Annotated in this window: 15 protein-coding genes and 4 tRNA genes; 16 read left to right on the plus strand and 3 right to left on the minus strand. The window is 56.8% G+C overall.

Annotation, left to right across the window (positions count from 1 at the left end):
* Positions 1 to 69 precede the first annotated feature (69 nt).
* Entirely contained in the window at positions 70 to 642 is a 573-nt protein-coding gene (locus tag AFE_RS01435) for a tetratricopeptide repeat protein (RefSeq protein ID WP_012536076.1), read from the plus strand.
* Positions 643 to 659: 17 nt separating this feature from the next.
* Here AFE_RS01435 and AFE_RS01440 read toward each other — a convergent pair whose 3' ends face one another.
* The 3 genes from AFE_RS01440 to AFE_RS01450 form a co-directional block, all read right to left on the minus strand.
* Positions 660 to 1,013: a LapA family protein gene (locus AFE_RS01440; RefSeq protein WP_012536077.1), complete on the minus strand. Its 354-nt coding sequence runs from the start codon at positions 1,011 to 1,013 to the stop codon at positions 660 to 662.
* A 54-nt stretch (positions 1,014 to 1,067) separates the two neighbouring features.
* Positions 1,068 to 2,750 carry a ubiquinone biosynthesis regulatory protein kinase UbiB gene (gene ubiB, locus AFE_RS01445; protein ID WP_012536078.1) on the minus strand — a complete coding sequence of 561 codons (1,683 nt, stop codon included), beginning with the start codon at positions 2,748 to 2,750 and terminating at the stop codon, positions 1,068 to 1,070.
* 99 nt (positions 2,751 to 2,849) lie between these two features.
* Entirely contained in the window at positions 2,850 to 3,503 is a 654-nt protein-coding gene (locus AFE_RS01450; protein WP_009567335.1) for an OmpA family protein, read from the minus strand.
* Between the two features lie 229 nt (positions 3,504 to 3,732).
* Between AFE_RS01450 and AFE_RS01455 the strand changes: the two genes are divergently transcribed.
* The 15 genes from AFE_RS01455 (at position 3,733) to rpsG (ending at position 17,940) form a co-directional block, all read left to right on the plus strand.
* Positions 3,733 to 3,817: transfer RNA gene (locus tag AFE_RS01455), tRNA-Tyr, on the plus strand.
* Between the two features lie 57 nt (positions 3,818 to 3,874).
* A tRNA-Gly gene (locus tag AFE_RS01460) sits at positions 3,875 to 3,948 on the plus strand.
* Between the two features lie 8 nt (positions 3,949 to 3,956).
* Positions 3,957 to 4,032: transfer RNA gene (locus AFE_RS01465), tRNA-Thr, on the plus strand.
* Positions 4,033 to 4,077: 45 nt separating this feature from the next.
* Positions 4,078 to 5,268: an elongation factor Tu gene (gene tuf, locus AFE_RS01470; protein WP_009566505.1), complete on the plus strand. Its 1,191-nt coding sequence runs from the start codon at positions 4,078 to 4,080 to the stop codon at positions 5,266 to 5,268.
* 52 nt (positions 5,269 to 5,320) lie between these two features.
* Positions 5,321 to 5,396: transfer RNA gene (locus AFE_RS01475), tRNA-Trp, on the plus strand.
* A gap of 22 nt (positions 5,397 to 5,418) precedes the next feature.
* On the plus strand, positions 5,419 to 5,769 hold the full coding sequence (gene secE, locus AFE_RS01480; RefSeq protein ID WP_009560851.1) for a preprotein translocase subunit SecE: 351 nt from the start codon (positions 5,419 to 5,421) through the stop codon (positions 5,767 to 5,769).
* Positions 5,770 to 6,303: a transcription termination/antitermination protein NusG gene (gene nusG, locus AFE_RS01485; protein WP_012536079.1), complete on the plus strand. Its 534-nt coding sequence runs from the start codon at positions 5,770 to 5,772 to the stop codon at positions 6,301 to 6,303. It abuts the gene before it with no gap.
* A gap of 53 nt (positions 6,304 to 6,356) precedes the next feature.
* A complete protein-coding gene (rplK, locus tag AFE_RS01490) occupies positions 6,357 to 6,785 on the plus strand; it encodes a 50S ribosomal protein L11 (protein WP_012536080.1) in 429 nt (142 codons plus the stop codon).
* Between the two features lie 3 nt (positions 6,786 to 6,788).
* Positions 6,789 to 7,481, plus strand: a complete 693-nt coding sequence (rplA, locus tag AFE_RS01495; RefSeq protein ID WP_012536081.1) for a 50S ribosomal protein L1 — start codon at positions 6,789 to 6,791, stop codon at positions 7,479 to 7,481.
* A 143-nt stretch (positions 7,482 to 7,624) separates the two neighbouring features.
* Positions 7,625 to 8,146, plus strand: coding sequence for a 50S ribosomal protein L10 (rplJ, locus tag AFE_RS01500; protein WP_009568780.1), 522 nt, complete (start codon positions 7,625 to 7,627; stop codon positions 8,144 to 8,146).
* A gap of 29 nt (positions 8,147 to 8,175) precedes the next feature.
* Positions 8,176 to 8,562: a 50S ribosomal protein L7/L12 gene (gene rplL, locus AFE_RS01505; protein WP_009568779.1), complete on the plus strand. Its 387-nt coding sequence runs from the start codon at positions 8,176 to 8,178 to the stop codon at positions 8,560 to 8,562.
* 123 nt (positions 8,563 to 8,685) lie between these two features.
* A complete protein-coding gene (rpoB, locus tag AFE_RS01510) occupies positions 8,686 to 12,774 on the plus strand; it encodes a DNA-directed RNA polymerase subunit beta (RefSeq protein ID WP_012536082.1) in 4,089 nt (1,362 codons plus the stop codon).
* A 24-nt stretch (positions 12,775 to 12,798) separates the two neighbouring features.
* Complete coding sequence (rpoC, locus tag AFE_RS01515) at positions 12,799 to 16,962, plus strand: DNA-directed RNA polymerase subunit beta' (protein ID WP_012536083.1); 4,164 nt, start codon at positions 12,799 to 12,801, stop codon at positions 16,960 to 16,962.
* A 109-nt stretch (positions 16,963 to 17,071) separates the two neighbouring features.
* Entirely contained in the window at positions 17,072 to 17,443 is a 372-nt protein-coding gene (gene rpsL, locus AFE_RS01520) for a 30S ribosomal protein S12 (protein WP_010641426.1), read from the plus strand.
* 26 nt (positions 17,444 to 17,469) lie between these two features.
* Positions 17,470 to 17,940, plus strand: coding sequence for a 30S ribosomal protein S7 (gene rpsG / locus AFE_RS01525; RefSeq protein WP_012536084.1), 471 nt, complete (start codon positions 17,470 to 17,472; stop codon positions 17,938 to 17,940).
* The last annotated feature ends 4 nt before the right edge of the window (positions 17,941 to 17,944 follow it).

The following is a 17,944-nucleotide window of genomic DNA, read 5'->3' on the forward strand; positions in this document are numbered from 1 at the left end:
TGGTTATGCGCGAGGTTTTTGGTGTAACCTCGCTATCTGTAAGGTATGGGCAATCAGCTAGGAGTTTCTATGCGCAATTATCACGATTTCAGTAAACGATTCCTTCCTGCTGTCTGTGGGGCAGTATTTTTGGCGCTTTCCGCGCCTTGGGCGGATGCGCATACCGCAACCGGTGTAGCCCCCCAAGATGTGGCTGGCGCTCACTCTGCCGATCTCACCACGGCCAGGCTCGAGAATACGATAGGTACTCGTTGTGCATTGGGTGACGGGGTTCCGCAAAATTATAGCTTGGCTGCACATTGGTTCAACAAGGCTGCCCTCCATGGCTATGCCAAAGCGGAATACAACCTTGGCATGCAGTATTATTTCGGCCAGGGCGTGAACAAGGATGAAGCCAAAGCAGCTTACTGGTGGAAGAAGGCGGCAGCGCAGGGTATTCCCGCCGCTCAGTACAACCTGGGCAATCTCTATTTCCTGGGGCAGGGGGTGCCGCAGGACTATGGCCAGGCCAGCCTCTGGTGGCGCAAAGCAGCAGCGCTTGGCAATGTTCAAGCCAGCCGTAACCTGGCGACTTTAGCGCAAGTACACCCAGAGTACCGGGAGGTGGCTGCTGTTAGGGAAAAGACGGTAGTTGCACCATGACGCGCGACTAGTCACCTTCAGTCCGCGCTTCTTCCCGTGTTGCCGGTCGCCGTGCTGTTGCCTTTCTGGACGCGCATGGCGGCTGCATGTTCCTTTTCGAAGTACTCCCGTTTGCCCCGTTCCGCGTTGAGTTGCCCTTCAAGGTCGACCTCGCGTCGTTCATGGCGGCGGATCTTCAGCTTGTTACGGATATGTGTGGGGAGATAAATCAGCATACTCGCAATAAAACCGGCGACAAAACCACTAAGCAGGACCACCCCCTGGGACTGTGCAAACGTCCACGAGAAGAAATGAATGGTGGCGGGTGCCCCGTTCTGAACCGCGAAAATGACAGCCAGCGCCGCTATCAAAAATGAAACGACCATCCACATGACACCCTCCTTTCCCTAGCCCGGTGTATCTGTTGTAACGGACCTCCGCCTACCTTAGTCGCGACGGATAAATATGCTGCGTACCCATCTGGTCCCTGCCCAGAGGGCCGTCGGCAGGATAATCAGCCAAGCCCACACCGGCAAATGAAGTACCGGGCTATCCAGCCGGTGCTCCAGCGCCGCAATAATGCCCAAGCCTACCACAATAAACGTGCCGCCTACGCTATAGGTAAGTTTTTGCAAACCACTGTGCAGTTCCTGCCGAATACCCTGGATGTCGTTGCTACGGATCACCAAGGGCAGTTCACCCTGCTGGGTCTGGCGCAGGATGTTATGGAGTAGTACCGGCATTTCCGGCAGAACCAATCCCCACTGGGGGAAGTATCGTTTCAGCTCGGACCACCAACCCTGCGGACCGCGCTGACGGCTGAGCCATTCTGTCAGAAGCGGTGTGGCCACTTCCCAGATGTTGAGTGCCGGGTTGAAATCACGGGCGATGCCCTCGACATTGACCAGCGTTTTTTGGAGCAGCAGGAGTTGAGGCTGGGTTTGCATATGAAAGGCGCGCGTAGTCTGAAAGAGCCGCAGCAACAGGCTGGCAACGGATATTTCATTCAGCGGTTTTTCAAACACCGGCTCCGCAATGGCACGGATGGCGGTTTCAAAATCCTGCACATTGGTGTCCGCTGGGACCCATCCGGCTTCCACATGGGCTTCTGCCACGCGCCGATAGTCGCGTCGGAAAAACGCAACCATGTTTTCTGCAAGGTAATGCTGGCTCGCATCATCCAAGCTGCCCATGATGCCAAAATCCACCGCGATAAAGCGCCCGTTTTTCGGATCGATAAAAATATTGCCAGGATGCATGTCCGCGTGAAAATACGCGTCACGAAAGACCTGACGGAAAAAGATCTCCGCAGCGCGCCGCGAGAGTTGATCAAAATCAATGCCAGCATCATGAAGTGCCTCGCGCTGACCGATGGGGATACCATAAATGCGCTCCATCACCAGTACCGGAGACGCGCAATAGTCCCAGTATATTTCCGGCACATAGAGCAGTTCCGGTTCGGCAGCAAAATTACGCCGCAACTGACTGGCGTTGGCCGCTTCACGTAGCAGATCCAGTTCCCCGCGAATGATTTTCGCGTATTCCGCGACAACGGCACGCACCCTCAGGCGCCGGCCTTCCTGAGAATAGCGCTCCGCGAGATCAGCGAGCAGCGCAAGGATGGCCAGATCCTGATCGATGATCCATTGCAGGCCCGGGCGTCTGACCTTGATCGCCACCTCGCGGCCATCCAGCAATTGCCCGAAGTGTACTTGGGCAATGGACGCCGCCGCGGCGGGTTGATCATCAAATCGGGAGAAGATCGCATCCAGCGGTTTGCCGAGCGCTGCCTCGATGATCTGCCGGGCGACGTTGGACGGGAAAGGGGGGACTGCGTCCTGGAGTTTCGCAAGCTCCTGAGTAATATGGTCGGGAAGCAAATCCCGGCGGGTTGAAAGCATCTGTCCTAGTTTGATAAAGGTGGGGCCCAGTGTTTCCAGTGCCTCGCGCAGGCGTTCGGCAAAGGAGCCCTGGGGCCGCGGCGCCAGCCATGTCATGGGATTTAGGCGCAACACGGCCTGGTATGGTTTTAACAAAGGAAGAAAATACAGCACTTCGTCCAGGCGGTAACGCACCAGAACGCGGGTGATATGCAGTGTTCGCACAAAACGAAGGAAGGACTGTCGCATGGCGTTTAGTCTATCATGGAAACGATGCCATGCGCCGCCATGGCCGCCGCAAAAAAAGCGGGCCTTGGCTGGCCCGCATCTGCAATATTTGGAAGGAGATTACTGAACGGTCTTCTGAACCTTGATGCTGGAATTGATTTCCACGCGCTGATTCAGGAAGCGGCCTTGGGGGGTAGCGTTAGTGGCGACCGGATTGTCGTAGGAGTGACCCTTCAGTACCATGCGATCACTTGCCACCCCGTGATGGGCCAGGTACTGTGCGACACTCTGGGCACGCAGCTTGGACAGCTTGAGATTGTATGCGTAGGTGCCCACCTTACTGCAATATCCATTGACGTCGAGTACGGCCTCGGGATGTTTTTTGGCAAAACTCGCCACTTCGTCCAGTACCCGGATGTCATGATCCAGCAGCTTGTACGAATCGAACTTGAAGTTGATACCGGTGATGGTGATCGGCTTGCTCACCAGAATCGTCTGCTCAACAGGCGCGATGGGGGCAGGTACAGGGGCTGGAGGCGGTGTCGGCGCGGCTGCCACGGCGACCGGCGCGGGCGCACAATAGGCGGGCACCGGACCATCCGTTACCGGACGCCCGCCACGCACGCAGATACCCCGACTGGTGACAACAGGCTTGGCGCCGTGATTGACTGCATAACCCACATAGCCACCGTCCGCATAGGCTGCACTGGCGAAAATACCCCCGCTGATGGCTACAAGTAGTGTGATGCCTTTGATGCCTTTAATATGTTCCATTATCAAAACCCTCCTCTTTCAAGCCCTGGCGAAGCTGCCTGGCAAAAAACTTCACTTATTCTTTTACAGGATGTTGTAAATGGGCAACGATGTCAAGGCGCCGAGAGCGCAGAATCCGCATTATTCGTCAAGCTGATGGTGCGTTCCCGAAGGTGCCGGGGCCCAGCACCGCTTGACAAAGACGCTTGACAAAGAAATACCCAGGCCGCACAATGCGCCGCTAATCGTGGGAGGGGTTCCCGAGCGGTCAAAGGGATCAGACTGTAAATCTGACGGCTCTGCCTTCGGAGGTTCGAATCCTCCCCCCTCCACCAAGCTTTTTTATGGCATTCTGCCTGGCGCAGGCGCCAGTATGGCAAGTTTTGATTTGTGCGGGTGTAGTTCAACGGTAGAACCTCAGCCTTCCAAGCTGATGGTGTGGGTTCGATTCCCATCACCCGCTCCAGTGTTCATGCCCACATAGCTCAGTCGGTAGAGCACTTCCTTGGTAAGGAAGAGGTCACCGGTTCGAATCCGGTTGTGGGCTCCATATTTTCGGGTCTTTCTTGGGTCTGGTATTCTTGGGGAGTGTCTGATGTCCAAAGGGAAATTTGAGCGGACGAAGCCGCATGTCAACGTGGGAACGATTGGTCACGTGGACCATGGCAAGACCACATTAACGGCGGCGCTGACGAAGGTGTTGTCGGCGAAGTTTGGCGGTGAGATTCGCGCCTATGATCAGATTGACAATGCGCCGGAAGAGCGGGCGCGAGGGATCACGATAGCGACCTCGCACGTAGAATACGAGACCGCGAATCGTCACTATGCCCATGTAGACTGTCCGGGGCATGCCGACTATGTGAAGAACATGATTACCGGAGCGGCGCAGATGGACGGCGCCATACTGGTGTGTTCGGCAGCGGACGGTCCGATGCCGCAGACCCGCGAACATATTTTGCTTGCCCGTCAGGTGGGCGTTCCCTATATCGTCGTGTTTTTGAACAAGGCGGACATGGTGGATGACGCCGAGCTGCTGGAGTTGGTGGAAATGGAAGTGCGCGAACTTCTGTCCAAGTACGAGTTTCCCGGTGATGACATTCCGGTGATTATCGGTTCGGCGCTGAAGGCCCTGGAAGGGGATCAGAGCGACATAGGGGAGCCTGCGATTTTCCGTTTGGCGGATGCGATGGACAGCTACATCCCGATGCCCGAGCGTCCCGTGGACAAGCCCTTCCTGATGCCGATAGAAGACGTATTTTCGATTTCGGGTCGTGGCACGGTGGTGACCGGACGTATTGAGCGTGGCATTGTGAAGATTGGCGATGAGATCGAGATCATCGGCATTCACAACACCGCCAAGAGCATTGTCACTGGTGTGGAGATGTTCCGCAAGATTCTGGATCAGGGGCAGGCCGGAGACAACGTCGGGGTACTGCTGCGCGGCACGAAGAAAGATGATGTGGAGCGTGGTCAGGTACTGGCCAAGCCGGGCAGCATCAAGCCGCATACGCGTTTTGAAGCGGAAGTATATGTGTTGTCGAAAGAGGAAGGGGGTCGACACACGCCGTTTTTCAATGGTTACCGCCCGCAGTTTTACTTTCGTACCACTGACGTGACGGGTGCGGTGGAGTTGCCGGAAGGTGTGGAGATGGTGATGCCGGGCGACAATATATTGTTCAAGGTCGCGTTGATTGCGCCGATTGCGATGGAGGAAGGTCTGCGTTTCGCGGTGCGCGAAGGCGGCCGTACCGTTGGCGCCGGCGTCGTCTCCAAGGTGGTCGAATAAGTTTTCATGATGTAGTGTTGAACGGCGGCACTGTCCGCCGTTTGCCGTCTGCAGGGCAGTAGCTCAATTGGTAGAGCAGCGGTCTCCAAAACCGCAGGTTGGGGGTTCGAGCCCCTCCTGCCCTGCCATTATTAAAAAGGTGTGGTGTTCATGTCGGAAAAAGTGAAGCTCTATTTTGCGGCAGGACTCGCTGCCCTCGGGGTATTCGCCTATTTCCTCATCCCCATCCACTTCGGTACGTATTACCCTGGTGTGGCGCTGATTCTCGCTTTGTTGATTGCCGCAGGGCTTTTCGCTTCCAGCAACAACGGCAAGGCGCTCCTGGTCTTTTTTCGGGAAGCATACGTGGAGTTGCTGAAGGTGGTTTGGCCAACGCGCCCCGAGGTCGTGCGTAGTACGGCCATCATTATTGGTCTGATCGCGGTAATTGCCATCTTCCTTTGGCTGGTGGATATGGCACTCCTTGGGATCGTGCGCCTGCTACTCGGAGGAGTCGCGTAAATGTCTATGCGTTGGTATGTGGTTCATGCGTTCTCGGGCTTCGAGAAAAAGGTGCAGGGCGAGATCCGCGAGCGTGCCAATCGGGAAGGGCTTGCCGACAAGTTTGGTGAGATCCTCGTTCCCGTCGAAGAAGTCGTGGAAATGCGAAATGGCCAAAAAACGAGCTCGCAGCGAATGTTTTACCCCGGTTATGTCTTGGTGCAGATGGAAATGGACGACGTGACCTGGCACCTCGTCAAGAGCACACCACGGGTCACCGGATTTGTCGGCGGCTCTGTAGGGCGCCCACATCCGCTGAGTGATGCGGAGACCAACGCCATCATGGACCGCATCAAGGAAGGCGTTGAGAAGCCGCGTCCGAAATTCAGTTTTGACGCGGGTGAGCAGGTGCGTGTCGTAGATGGCCCGTTCAAGGATTTCAACGGCGTCGTCGAGGAAGTCAATTTCGAAAAGAGCAAGTTACGGGTTTCGGTGACCATCTTTGGTCGCTCCACGCCCGTAGAATTGGATTTTGGCCAGGTCGAGAAGGCCTGATCGTTTTCAACAGAGGGAGCCTGATGGCGTTCGCACCTCGCAGGAGTTAAATTATGGCAAAGAAAATAACGGGATATATCAAGCTGCAGGTAAAGGCTGCGCAAGCCAATCCAAGCCCGCCTATCGGCCCGGCTTTGGGTCAGCGTGGACTGAACATCATGGAATTCTGCAAGGCGTTCAATGCCCAGACCCAGGGTGTCGAACCGGGTTTGCCGTTACCCGTGGTTATTACTGTTTTTGCAGATAAAAGCTTCACTTTCGAGGTGAAGACGCCACCAGCAGCGGTGCTGCTGATGAAGGCTGCGGGCCTGCCAAAGGGCAGCGGGCGTCCCAATACGGTAAAGGTTGGTAAGGTTTCGGAAGCGCAGATCGAAGATATCGCCAAAACGAAAATGCCGGATCTCAATACGCAGGATATCGAGTCGGCAAAGCGCAGCGTGCGTGGTACTGCCCGCAGTATGGGCCTGACGGTGGAGGGCTGAAATATGGCGACGAAATCCAAACGCACACTTGCCATCAGGGCGATGGTGGATCGGAATAACCGTTATGCGATCGAGGAAGCCCTCGAACTCGTCAAGAAGATGGCCACGACCAAGTTCGACGAGTCGGTGGATGTGGCGGTGGGTCTGGGTATTGATCCGCGCAAATCGGACCAGGTGGTGCGTGGTGCGGTAGTGCTGCCCCATGGCACCGGTAAGCAAATGCGGGTGGCCGTTTTCGCCACCGCCGATAAAGCGACCGAAGCGCGTGAAGCCGGTGCCGATATTGTCGGTATGGAGGATCTTGCGGAGTTGGTGAAGGCTGGGCAGATGGACTTTGACGTGGTCATTGCTACGCCGGATGCCATGCGTGTGGTGGGCACCCTGGGTCCCGTGCTGGGTCCCCGTGGTTTGATGCCGAATCCCAAAGTCGGGACGGTGACTGCAGATGTTCGTACTGCCGTAATCAATGCCAAGGGTGGACAGGTGCGTTACCGCGCCGACAAAGGCGGCATCGTGCACAGTACCATCGGCAAGTCTTCCTTTGAGGTGAAGGCGTTGCAGGAAAACCTGCTGGTGCTGATCGACAGCTTGCGTAAAGCCAAACCGGCCACCAGTAAAGGTATATATATCCGTAAGGTGAACCTCTCTCCGACCATGGGTCCTGGCGTTGCCGTGGATCTGAGTGGTCTCGGCTAAAGATTTCCGTTTCCGGGCGGGAAGGTCGGCGTAAGCCGGCGTACAAAGACCGCAGGGGGCGTAAGCCTTAATGATTTTCCCTGCGTAGGCGACGGCGCGCCAGATCTTCTGGCCGCCTCGGTTAGATAGGAGGTGATATTCACGTGAGTCTCAAACTCGCAGAAAAGGAACAGGTCGTTGCCACCTTGCAGACCAGACTCACTAGGGCGCAAGCCACAGTGGTAGCGGAGTATCGCGGTTTGACGGTGGCGCAGATGACTGTTTTCCGGGCAGAAGCACAAAAGCAGTCGGTGCATGTGCAGGTTGTGAAGAACACGCTGTTGAAGCGCGCCCTCGCGGGAACGCCATTCGCAGTGATGGACCACTTGCTGAAAGGTCCTCTGGTATTCGCGGCAGCAGAAGACCCTGTTGCCCTGGCGAAGCTCTTCACTGACCATGCAAAGCGTTTGGAAAAACTGGTCATTATCGGTGGTGTGCTCAGTGGTAAGCAGATCGATGCGGCGGCAATCGCACAATTGAGCAAAATGCCCTCACGCGAAGAATTGCTGGCCAAATTGCTCGGTACCATGCAGGCCCCGGTTGCCGGCTTTGTTCGCACCCTTAACGAGGTCCCGAGCCGTTTCGTCAGGACCTTGGCGGCAGTTCGCGATCAGCGTGCTGCTTAAAATCAACTTGAACTGAAGGAGTTAGTAACATGGCATTGTCCAAAGCGGAAATTTTAGACGCTATTGCGGGTATGACGGTCCTCGAGCTGTCTGAACTCATCAAAGAAATGGAAGAGAAGTTCGGCGTATCTGCAGCGGCTGTCGCGGTCGCTGCACCTGCCGGTGGCGCGGCGGCTGGCGAAGGTGCGGCCGCTGTGGAAGAACAGACCGAATTTGACGTTATCCTCACCGCCGCCGGTGCCAACAAGGTTAATACCATCAAGGTGGTTCGAGCCATCACTGGTCTTGGTCTGAAGGAAGCGAAGGATCTGGTTGACGGCGCGCCGAAGCCCGTGAAGGAAGGCGTAGCCAAGGCCGAAGCCGAAAGTGTCAAGGCGCAGCTCGTCGAGGCCGGTGCCGAGGCGGAGATCAAGTAATCTATAGTTGATGTAGTAACCCTTATCGGCTGGCCGCGTAAAGCGCTGCCAGCCCCTCATTGTTTGCGGAAAGCAGCTTTAACCGCTGATCCCTGAACCATGCAGTCGTCGCGCGGAGCATCCATGGCCTACTCTTTTACTGAAAAGAAACGGATTCGTAAAGACTTTGGCAAAAGCCAGAGCATTCTTGCTGTGCCATATCTGCTGGCTACGCAGATGGATTCCTACCGGGAGTTTCTCCAGGAGTCGGTACCCCCGGCGGCGCGAAAGGAAACGGGTTTAGAAGCTGTTTTCCGTTCGGTTTTTCCGATGGAAAGTTATTCCGGCAATGCAATGCTGGATTATGTCTCCTACCGCCTGGAAAAACCGGTGTTTGATGTGGTGGAGTGCCGCCAGCGCGGGCTGACCTACTGTGCCGGTTTGCGGGTACGTTTGCGTCTGGCGGTTATGGAAAAAGACGACACCACTGGCGCCAAAAGAGTCAAAGACGTGAAGGAGCAGGACGTCTATATGGGCGAACTGCCTCTGATGACGGAGCACGGTTCCTTCGTGATTAACGGCACGGAGCGCGTCATCGTCTCGCAGTTGCATCGTTCGCCGGGCGTTTTCTTCGATCATGATCGCGGCAAGACCCATTCTTCGGGAAAGCTCCTCTTTAATGCGCGCATCATTCCTTACCGGGGTTCTTGGCTGGATTTCGAGTTTGACCCCAAGGATCACGTTTATGCGCGCATCGATCGCCGTCGTAAGTTGCCGGCGACGACGTTGCTGCGTGCGCTGGGCTACAGCACCCAGGACATTCTTGAGATGTTTTTTGATATGGAGACCTTTCGCCTGATCGACGGCGATCTGCGCTATGTACTGATCCCGCAGCGTCTACAGGGCGAAGTGGCGGCGTTTGATATCGTCAGTCCGGAAACTGGCGACGTGCTGGTACAGGCCGGTAAGCGAATTACGGTGCGCCAAACCAAGGCGCTCTCCGAGGTTCAGGGTCTGCATGAGATTCCTGTGCCGGATAGCTTCCTTCTGGGCAAGGTCGTCGCCCGGGATATCGTTCATCCCGAAACCGGCGAAGTGGTGGTACAGGCCAATGAGCCCGTCAGCGGTGAGCTTCTGGACGCTCTGCGAAAAATGCCGTCACTCACACTGCATACGCTCTATCTCAACGAACTGGATCGTGGGCCTTATATTTCAGAAACGTTGCGTATCGACACGTCACGTGATGCTCACGACGCCCAGATGGAAATCTATCGGCTGATGCGTCCGGGTGAACCGCCGACGAAGGATGCGGCGCAAAACCTGTTCCAGGGACTGTTCTTCAGTCCCGATCGCTACGACCTGTCGGCCGTAGGCCGCATGAAGTTCAATCGTCGGGTGGGGCGCGATGAGATCACCGGTCCTGGCGTGCTGAATGATGCGGATATCATCGCGGTGCTCAAGGTACTGGTCGCCCTGCGTAACGGTGTGGGGGAGATCGACGATATCGATCATCTCGGTAATCGGCGCGTGCGCTCGGTTGGTGAGTTGATGGAAAACCAATTTCGGCTCGGTCTGGTGCGTGTGGAAAGGGCCGTCAAGGACCGTCTTGCCCTCGCCGAGAGCGAGGGCCTCACGCCCCAGGATCTGATCAATGCAAAACCCATTGCGGCAGTGGTCAATGAGTTCTTTGGCTCCAGCCAGCTTTCCCAGTTCATGGATCAGACCAACCCGCTTTCCGAGGTCACCCACAAGCGGCGTGTCTCGGCTTTGGGGCCGGGCGGCCTGACCCGGGAGCGTGCGGGTTTCGAGGTGCGTGACGTACATCCGACGCACTACGGCCGGATCTGCCCCATTGAAACGCCGGAAGGCCCGAATATCGGACTGATCAACAGCTTGTCGTGCTACGCGCGGACGAATTCCTACGGGTTTCTCGAAACGCCGTATCGACGCGTTGTCGATCGCCGCACCACCGATGAGGTGGAATACCTGTCGGCTATTGAAGAAGGCAATTATATGATTGCCCAGGCGAACTCGACGGTGGACGAGCACGGCGTGCTCACCGACGAACTGGTGTCCTGCCGTTTCAAGAACGAGTTCACTCTGGCAAACCCGGATCAGGTTCAGTTCATGGATATCTCGCCGCGGCAGATCGTCTCGGTGGCGGCGAGTATGATCCCGTTCCTGGAGCATGATGACGCCAACCGCGCCCTCATGGGTTCCAACATGCAACGCCAGGCGGTGCCGACGGTGCGTTCCGATGCACCGATGGTGGGTACGGGCATGGAACGGGTGGTCGCCATCGATTCTGGTGCGGCCGTCGTCGCCCGGCGTGGTGGCGTGGTGGATATCGTTGATGGTGCCCGTATCGTCATTCGTGTCAGTGATGAGGAAACCCTGCCGGAAGAGCCCGGCGTGGATATCTACAACCTCGTCAAGTACGCGCGTTCCAACCAGAACACCACCCTGAATCAGCGCCCCGTGGTCAAGGTCGGCGATGTGGTGAGTCGTGGTGACGTACTGGCCGACGGGCCGAGCACGGAGATGGGTGAACTGGCGCTCGGCCAGAACATTCTGGTCGCCTTTATGCCCTGGAATGGCTATAACTTCGAGGATTCCATCCTGATCTCGGAACGGGTCGTGGCGGAAGACCGCTATACCACTATTCATATCGAGGAGTTTTCGGTTTTCGCCCGCGACACCAAACTGGGGCCGGAAGAAATCACCCGGGATATCCCCAACGTCGCCGAAGGTGCCTTACGTCATCTGGATGAGTCGGGTATTGTCGTAATCGGTGCGGAACTGGCGCCGGGTGACATTCTTGTCGGCAAGGTCACGCCCAAGGGCGAGACGCAGTTGACGCCGGAAGAGAAGCTTCTGCGGGCAATCTTCGGTGAAAAGGCCTCCGACGTGAAAGATAACTCCATGCGAATGCCTGCCGGTATGTATGGCACGGTGATCGATGTGCAGGTCTTTACCCGCGATGGTATCGAGAAGGATGCCCGTGCCAAGTCCATTGAAGAACATGAACTCGCACGGATCCGTAAGGATCTTAATGATCAGTATCGCATCGTCGAGGAAGACAGCTATCAGCGGATTGAGCGTCAGCTGATCGGCAAGGTTGCCGAGGGCGGTCCCAACGGCCTGGCGGCCGGAAACAAGGTGACAAAGGCTTATCTGAAAGACTTACCGCGTGCTAAATGGTTTGAGATCCGTTTGCGTACGGAAGAGAGTAACGAGTCCCTGGAACAGATCCGTGCTCAGCTCGAGGAACAACGCCAGCGTCTCGATGCGGTACTCGAAGAAAAGCGGCGCAAGCTGACCCAGGGGGATGATCTGAGTCCGGGCGTTCTGAAGATGGTTAAAGTGCATGTGGCCATAAAAAGGCACTTGCAGCCCGGTGATAAAATGGCAGGCCGCCATGGGAATAAGGGCGTGGTCTCCAAGATCGTGCCAGTGGAAGACATGCCCTATCTTGCCGATGGTACGGCGGTGGATATCGTGCTCAATCCTCTGGGTGTGCCTTCCCGTATGAACGTGGGACAGATCCTCGAAACCCATCTGGGGTGGGCTGCCAAGGGGCTGGGCAAGAAGATCGGCGCGATGCTGGACAGTGAGGTGGCAATGGCAGAAATGCGCGCTTTCCTGGCGGAAATCTACAACCGGTCTGGCAAGAAAGAGGATCTCGACAGCCTGACAGACCAGGAAATTCGCGAGCTTTCCGCGAATCTTCGTGGTGGTGTGCCCATGGCGACCCCGGTCTTTGATGGCGCCTCCGAAGAAGAGATCGGCGACATGCTGGAGCTGGCTGGTTTGCCGCGCAGCGGCCAGGTCACGCTGTATGACGGACGGAGCGGTGATGCTTTTGACCGCCCGGTGACGGTGGGTTATCTCTACATGCTCAAGCTCCATCACCTGGTGGATGACAAGATGCATGCCCGTTCCACAGGTCCGTACAGTCTGGTTACCCAACAGCCTTTAGGTGGTAAGGCGCAGTTTGGCGGCCAGCGCTTCGGTGAAATGGAGGTGTGGGCGTTGGAAGCCTATGGCGCGGCATACACCCTGCAGGAAATGCTCACCGTGAAGTCGGATGACGTAAGCGGGCGCAGCAAGATGTATGAGTCCATCGTCAAGGGTGATTTCCGCATGGATGCCGGAATGCCGGAGTCTTTCAACGTGTTGTTGAAAGAACTGCGTTCTTTGGGTATCGATATTGAACTGGAACAGTCCAAGTAAAATTTCCGCCCGTGGCGGGCAAGGATGGATGCGTTGAAAGACTTACTGAAGCTCTTCAAACAAAACGATCAGCAGGAAGAATTCGATGCGATTCGGATCGGTATCGCGTCTCCGGATAAGGTGCGGTCATGGTCTTTCGGTGAGGTAAAAAAGCCCGAGACGATTAATTACCGGACCTTCAAACCGGAACGCGAAGGTTTGTTCTGTGCCAAGATCTTTGGACCGATCAAAGACTACGAGTGCCTCTGCGGCAAGTACAAGCGCCTGAAACACCGCGGTGTGGTCTGCGAAAAATGCGGTGTTGAGGTAACCCAGGCGAGGGTCCGCCGCGAGCGGATGGGACACATTGAACTCGCCAGTCCTGTCGCCCACATCTGGTTCCTCAAATCTCTGCCGAGTCGTATGGGCATGATTCTCGATATGCCCCTGCGTGATATCGAGCGGGTCCTCTATTTCGAAGCGTATGTGGTCGTTGATCCGGGGGTGACCGCGCTGGAACGCGGGAACATCCTTACCGAAGACCAGTACCTGGACGCCCTGGAAGAGCATGGGGATGAGTTTGCAGCAAAAATGGGCGCAGAGGGTATTCGTGACCTGCTGCGTGGCATACCCCTGACTCAGGAAATTGAGCAGATCCGTAATGAACTGCGGGAGAGCAATTCCGACACGAAGACCAAGAAGCTCAGCAAGCGGTTGAAGATCCTGGAGGCCTTTGAACAGTCGGGCAATCGTCCTGAATGGATGATCATGGAAGTTCTTCCGGTGCTGCCCCCGGACCTGCGCCCCCTGGTGCCACTGGATGGCGGCCGTTTTGCAACCTCTGATCTCAACGATCTCTACCGGCGGGTCATCAATCGCAACAACCGGCTCAAGCGCCTGCTGGAACTAAAGGCGCCGGACATCATCGTGCGCAACGAAAAACGCATGTTGCAGGAAGCCGTGGACGCGCTGCTCGATAACGGTCGGCGCGGACGTGCCATATCGGGACCCAACAAACGCCCACTCAAGTCACTTGCGGATATGATCAAGGGCAAGCAGGGCCGCTTCCGTCAGAATCTGCTGGGTAAGCGGGTGGACTACTCCGGCCGCTCGGTGATCGTCGTCGGACCTGAGCTGCGCCTGCACCAGTGCGGTTTGCCGAAGAAGATGGCCCTGGAGTTGTTCAAGCCATTCATTTTCAACAAGTTGGAAGAGCGTGGGCTGGCGACCACCATCAAGGCCGCCAAGCGTTTGGTCGAGCAGGAAAAACCGGAAGTCTGGGATATCCTTGAAGAGGTGATTCGCGAACATCCGGTCATGCTGAACCGCGCGCCAACCTTGCATCGTCTGGGTATCCAGGCCTTTGAACCGGTCCTGATCGAAGGCAAGGCCATCCAACTGCATCCACTGGTATGTGCTGCATACAATGCGGATTTTGATGGCGATCAGATGGCTGTGCACGTCCCGCTGTCGCTGGAGGCGCAGTTGGAAGCCCGGACCCTGATGATGTCCACCAACAATATTCTCAGCCCGGCCAATGGTGAGCCCGTTATCGTCCCGTCCCAGGACATCGTCCTCGGACTCTACTACGTCAGCCAGGAGCGGGCCGACGCCAAGGGCACCGGCGGAGTCTTCGCGGATGCGGCAGAGGTGCGGCGCGCTTATGAAACGGGCAACCTGGGTCTTCACGCCCGTATCACCGTGCGCTTTCGCGGTGAGCGTATCGATACCACGGCAGGACGCGCCCTGCTCGGGGATATTCTCCCTGAGGGCCTTCCGTTCAGTGTCATCAACCGGGTGCTGAAGAAAAAGGTGATCGGCGAACTCATCAATACCTGTTACCGGCGTTTGGGTATCAAGGATACGGTTATCTTTGCGGATCAGTTGATGTATACCGGCTTCCGTATGGCGACACGCGCAGGCATTTCCTTCGGTGCTGGGGATATGGTCACGCCGCTGGAAAAAGAGGGCATTCTGGCTCGGTCCGAAGATGAGGTCAAAGCCATTCAGGCCCAATACACCTCGGGTCTGGTGACTGAGGGTGAACGCTATAACAAGGTCGTCGACATCTGGTCGCGGGCTACCGATGAAGTTGCCAAAGCCATGATGGATCGGGTCAGTAAGGATACCGTGTACCTCCCGGACGGCAGCTCGGTGCAGCAGGATTCGTTCAACTCGATCTTTATGATGGCGGATTCCGGCGCCCGAGGTTCGGCGGCGCAGATTCGCCAGCTTGCAGGTATGCGCGGCCTGATGGCGAAGCCCGACGGTTCTATTATCGAGACTCCCATCACCGCAAATTTCCGCGAGGGACTCAACGTCCTGCAATACTTCATTTCCACTCACGGTGCCCGCAAGGGGCTTGCAGATACCGCGCTGAAAACCGCCAACTCCGGCTATTTGACCCGGCGTCTGGTAGACGTTACCCAGGATCTGGTGGTGGTCGAGACCGATTGCGGATCGGAGGAAGGCCTTCCCATGACCTCCCTCGTCGAGGGCGGTGAGATCATCGAACCTCTGCGCGACCGCGTGCTGGGTCGTGTAGTTGCGGAGGATGTGGTCCACCCCAACACCGGTGAGATTGTCATCCCCCGCAATACCCTGCTGACAGAGCGGCATCTCAGTCAGTTGGACGAGCTGGGTGTGGATGCACTGAAGGTACGTTCGCCCCTGACCTGCCGGTCACGCCATGGGGTCTGTGCACTGTGTTATGGGCGTGACCTGGCACGTGGGCATCTAGTCAATGCGGGTGAGGCAGTCGGCGTTATCGCTGCGCAATCCATTGGTGAACCGGGCACCCAGCTCACCATGCGTACTTTCCACATCGGTGGTGCGGCCAGTCGTTCTGCTGCGCAAAGCAGTATCGATATCAAGCAGGGCGGGGTTTTTCGTTATCAGCCCAACCTTCGCCTGGTCACGCACTCCAGCGGACGCCACGTAGTGGTGGGCCGGAATGGGGAAGTTACCGTCACTGACGAACAAGGCCGGGAAAAAGAGCGTTACAAGGTGCCCTATGGTGCCACCATTCTGGTGGATGACAACGCCGCGGTCACAGCGGGTCGTCGGGTCGCGGAATGGGATCCGCATACGCGGCCCATTGTCAGTGAGGTCGGTGGCAAAATTTCTCTGAAAGATGCGGTGGAAGGCGCGAGCGTAGCCATCCAGACCGACGAGATCACCGGGCTGTCGACACTTGTCGTCATCGACGCGAAGCAACGGCCACCCCAGGGGCGCGATTTGCGGCCGGTGATCAGTCTGCTGGACGAGCATGGCCAGGACCTGAAGCTGCCCGGTACTGACCTGCCCGCACGTTATTTCCTGCCGGCAAAGGCGATTATCGCGGTGCACGAAGGTATGGAGATTCATCCCGGAGACATTCTGGCACGTCTGCCGGTGGGTACCACAAAGACGCGCGACATTACCGGTGGTCTGCCCCGTGTGGCGGAACTGTTCGAGGCCCGGCGTCCCAAGGACTTCGCTGTTATCGCGGAGCATGAGGGCATCATCGGCTTCGGGAAAGACACCAAGGGCAAGCAGCGACTGATCATCACCGACGAGAGCGGGGAACAGCATGAATATCTGATTCCCAAGGGTCGCCATGTGACCGTGTACGAAGGGGAGCGGGTCAGCCCGGGTGAGCAGCTTGTCGAGGGCCAGCCGGTTCCGCACGATATCCTGCGTGTGTTGGGTGTGCAGGCTCTCGCCAACTACATTGTCGATGAGGTGCAGGACGTATACCGTCTGCAGGGCGTGCGTATCAATGATAAGCACATCGAAGTCATTCTGCGCCAGATGCTGCGTAGGGTCGAAGTGACGTCCAGTGGGGACAGTACCTTCATTCCCGGAGACCAGGTGGATCGGGCACGGGTGGAAGATGAAAACATCGCGCTGGAAGCTGCCGGCAAAGAACTGCCGCGTTTCACGCCGATGTTGCTGGGCATCACCAAGGCAAGCCTGTCTACCGAATCTTTCATCTCGGCCGCAAGTTTCCAGGAAACCACCCGCGTACTCACTGAGGCTGCGGTATCCGGCAAGGTAGACGACTTGCGCGGCCTCAAGGAAAACGTCATCGTCGGACGTTTGATTCCGGCGGGAACGGGCCTGGCCTACCATGAGCATCGCCGACGGCTGAACCGGGGTGAACCTGTCCTTTCCTTGGAGACTGCGGTGCCGCGGGATATGCCGGTATCGGTAAGCGATACGCCGTAATTTGTTGTATGACTGGGGCTTGCCTTGACAGCCAGGGCAAGCCTAACTAGAATGCGCCCTCTCATCGGTGAGAGGGCTGGGTGCCACCACCGTACTCTGGAGATTGTAAATGCCCACATTAAATCAGCTCGTGCGCAAACCACGCAAGCGGCCTGTAGCCAAAAGCAAGGTTCCGGCGTTGGACGCCAACCCGCAGAAGCGCGGCGTGTGTACCCGTGTTTACACGACGACGCCTAAAAAGCCCAACTCGGCATTGCGTAAGGTCGCCCGTGTGCGTCTCACCAATGGTTTTGAGGTCAGTAGTTATATTCCCGGCGAAGGGCATAACCTGCAGGAGCACTCAGTGGTGCTGATTCGCGGCGGTCGTGTCAAGGATCTTCCCGGTGTGCGCTATCACATCGTGCGTGGCACCCTGGACACTGCCGGTGTCAAAAACCGTAAACAGTCGCGTTCCAAGTATGGCGCCAAGCGTCCAAAGTAAATATTTATTGAAGGAGTTGTTGCGCCATGCCAAGACGTCGTGAAGTTCCCAAGCGGGTTGTTCTGCCGGATCCCAAGTACAAGGAAGAAGTCATTGCCAAGTTTGCCAACGTGATGATGCGTGATGGCAAAAAAAGCACTGCCGAAAAAATCGTTTACGGTGCATTGGAAATGGTTGCGGAGCGGAGCAAAAGCGACGCCCTCGAAATTTTTCGTAAGGCTATCGACAACGTGCGCCCGGTCGTGGAAGTGAAAAGCCGTCGCGTCGGGGGTGCCACCTACCAAGTTCCCGTCGAGATCCGTTCGGACCGACGCATGGCGTTGGCTATGCGTTGGCTGCGTGACTCAGCGCGTAAACGCAACGAAAAGTCCATGGGCAACCGCCTGGCGGCGGAAATTCTCGAAGCGGCGGAAAATCGCGGTAACGCGGTTCGTAAGCGTGAGGAAACCCATCGTATGGCAGAAGCGAATAAGGCCTTTGCCCATTTCCGCTGGTAATTGA

This window comes from Acidithiobacillus ferrooxidans ATCC 23270 (assembly GCF_000021485.1).
GTDB lineage: Bacteria > Pseudomonadota > Gammaproteobacteria > Acidithiobacillales > Acidithiobacillaceae > Acidithiobacillus > Acidithiobacillus ferrooxidans.

Excerpts from the sequence above, each read along its gene's own strand:
- AFE_RS01435 (WP_012536076.1), top strand. The coding sequence starts at position 70 with ATGCGCAATTATCACGATTTCAGTAAACGATTCCTTCCTGCTGTCTGT.
- AFE_RS01440 (WP_012536077.1), bottom strand. The coding sequence starts at position 1,013 with ATGTGGATGGTCGTTTCATTTTTGATAGCGGCGCTGGCTGTCATTTTC.
- ubiB (WP_012536078.1), bottom strand. The coding sequence starts at position 2,750 with ATGCGACAGTCCTTCCTTCGTTTTGTGCGAACACTGCATATCACCCGC.
- AFE_RS01450 (WP_009567335.1), bottom strand. The coding sequence starts at position 3,503 with ATGGAACATATTAAAGGCATCAAAGGCATCACACTACTTGTAGCCATC.
- tuf (WP_009566505.1), top strand. The coding sequence starts at position 4,078 with ATGTCCAAAGGGAAATTTGAGCGGACGAAGCCGCATGTCAACGTGGGA.
- secE (WP_009560851.1), top strand. The coding sequence starts at position 5,419 with ATGTCGGAAAAAGTGAAGCTCTATTTTGCGGCAGGACTCGCTGCCCTC.
- nusG (WP_012536079.1), top strand. The coding sequence starts at position 5,770 with ATGTCTATGCGTTGGTATGTGGTTCATGCGTTCTCGGGCTTCGAGAAA.
- rplK (WP_012536080.1), top strand. The coding sequence starts at position 6,357 with ATGGCAAAGAAAATAACGGGATATATCAAGCTGCAGGTAAAGGCTGCG.
- rplA (WP_012536081.1), top strand. The coding sequence starts at position 6,789 with ATGGCGACGAAATCCAAACGCACACTTGCCATCAGGGCGATGGTGGAT.
- rplL (WP_009568779.1), top strand. The coding sequence starts at position 8,176 with ATGGCATTGTCCAAAGCGGAAATTTTAGACGCTATTGCGGGTATGACG.
- rpoB (WP_012536082.1), top strand. The coding sequence starts at position 8,686 with ATGGCCTACTCTTTTACTGAAAAGAAACGGATTCGTAAAGACTTTGGC.
- rpoC (WP_012536083.1), top strand. The coding sequence starts at position 12,799 with ATGGATGCGTTGAAAGACTTACTGAAGCTCTTCAAACAAAACGATCAG.
- rpsL (WP_010641426.1), top strand. The coding sequence starts at position 17,072 with ATGCCCACATTAAATCAGCTCGTGCGCAAACCACGCAAGCGGCCTGTA.
- rpsG (WP_012536084.1), top strand. The coding sequence starts at position 17,470 with ATGCCAAGACGTCGTGAAGTTCCCAAGCGGGTTGTTCTGCCGGATCCC.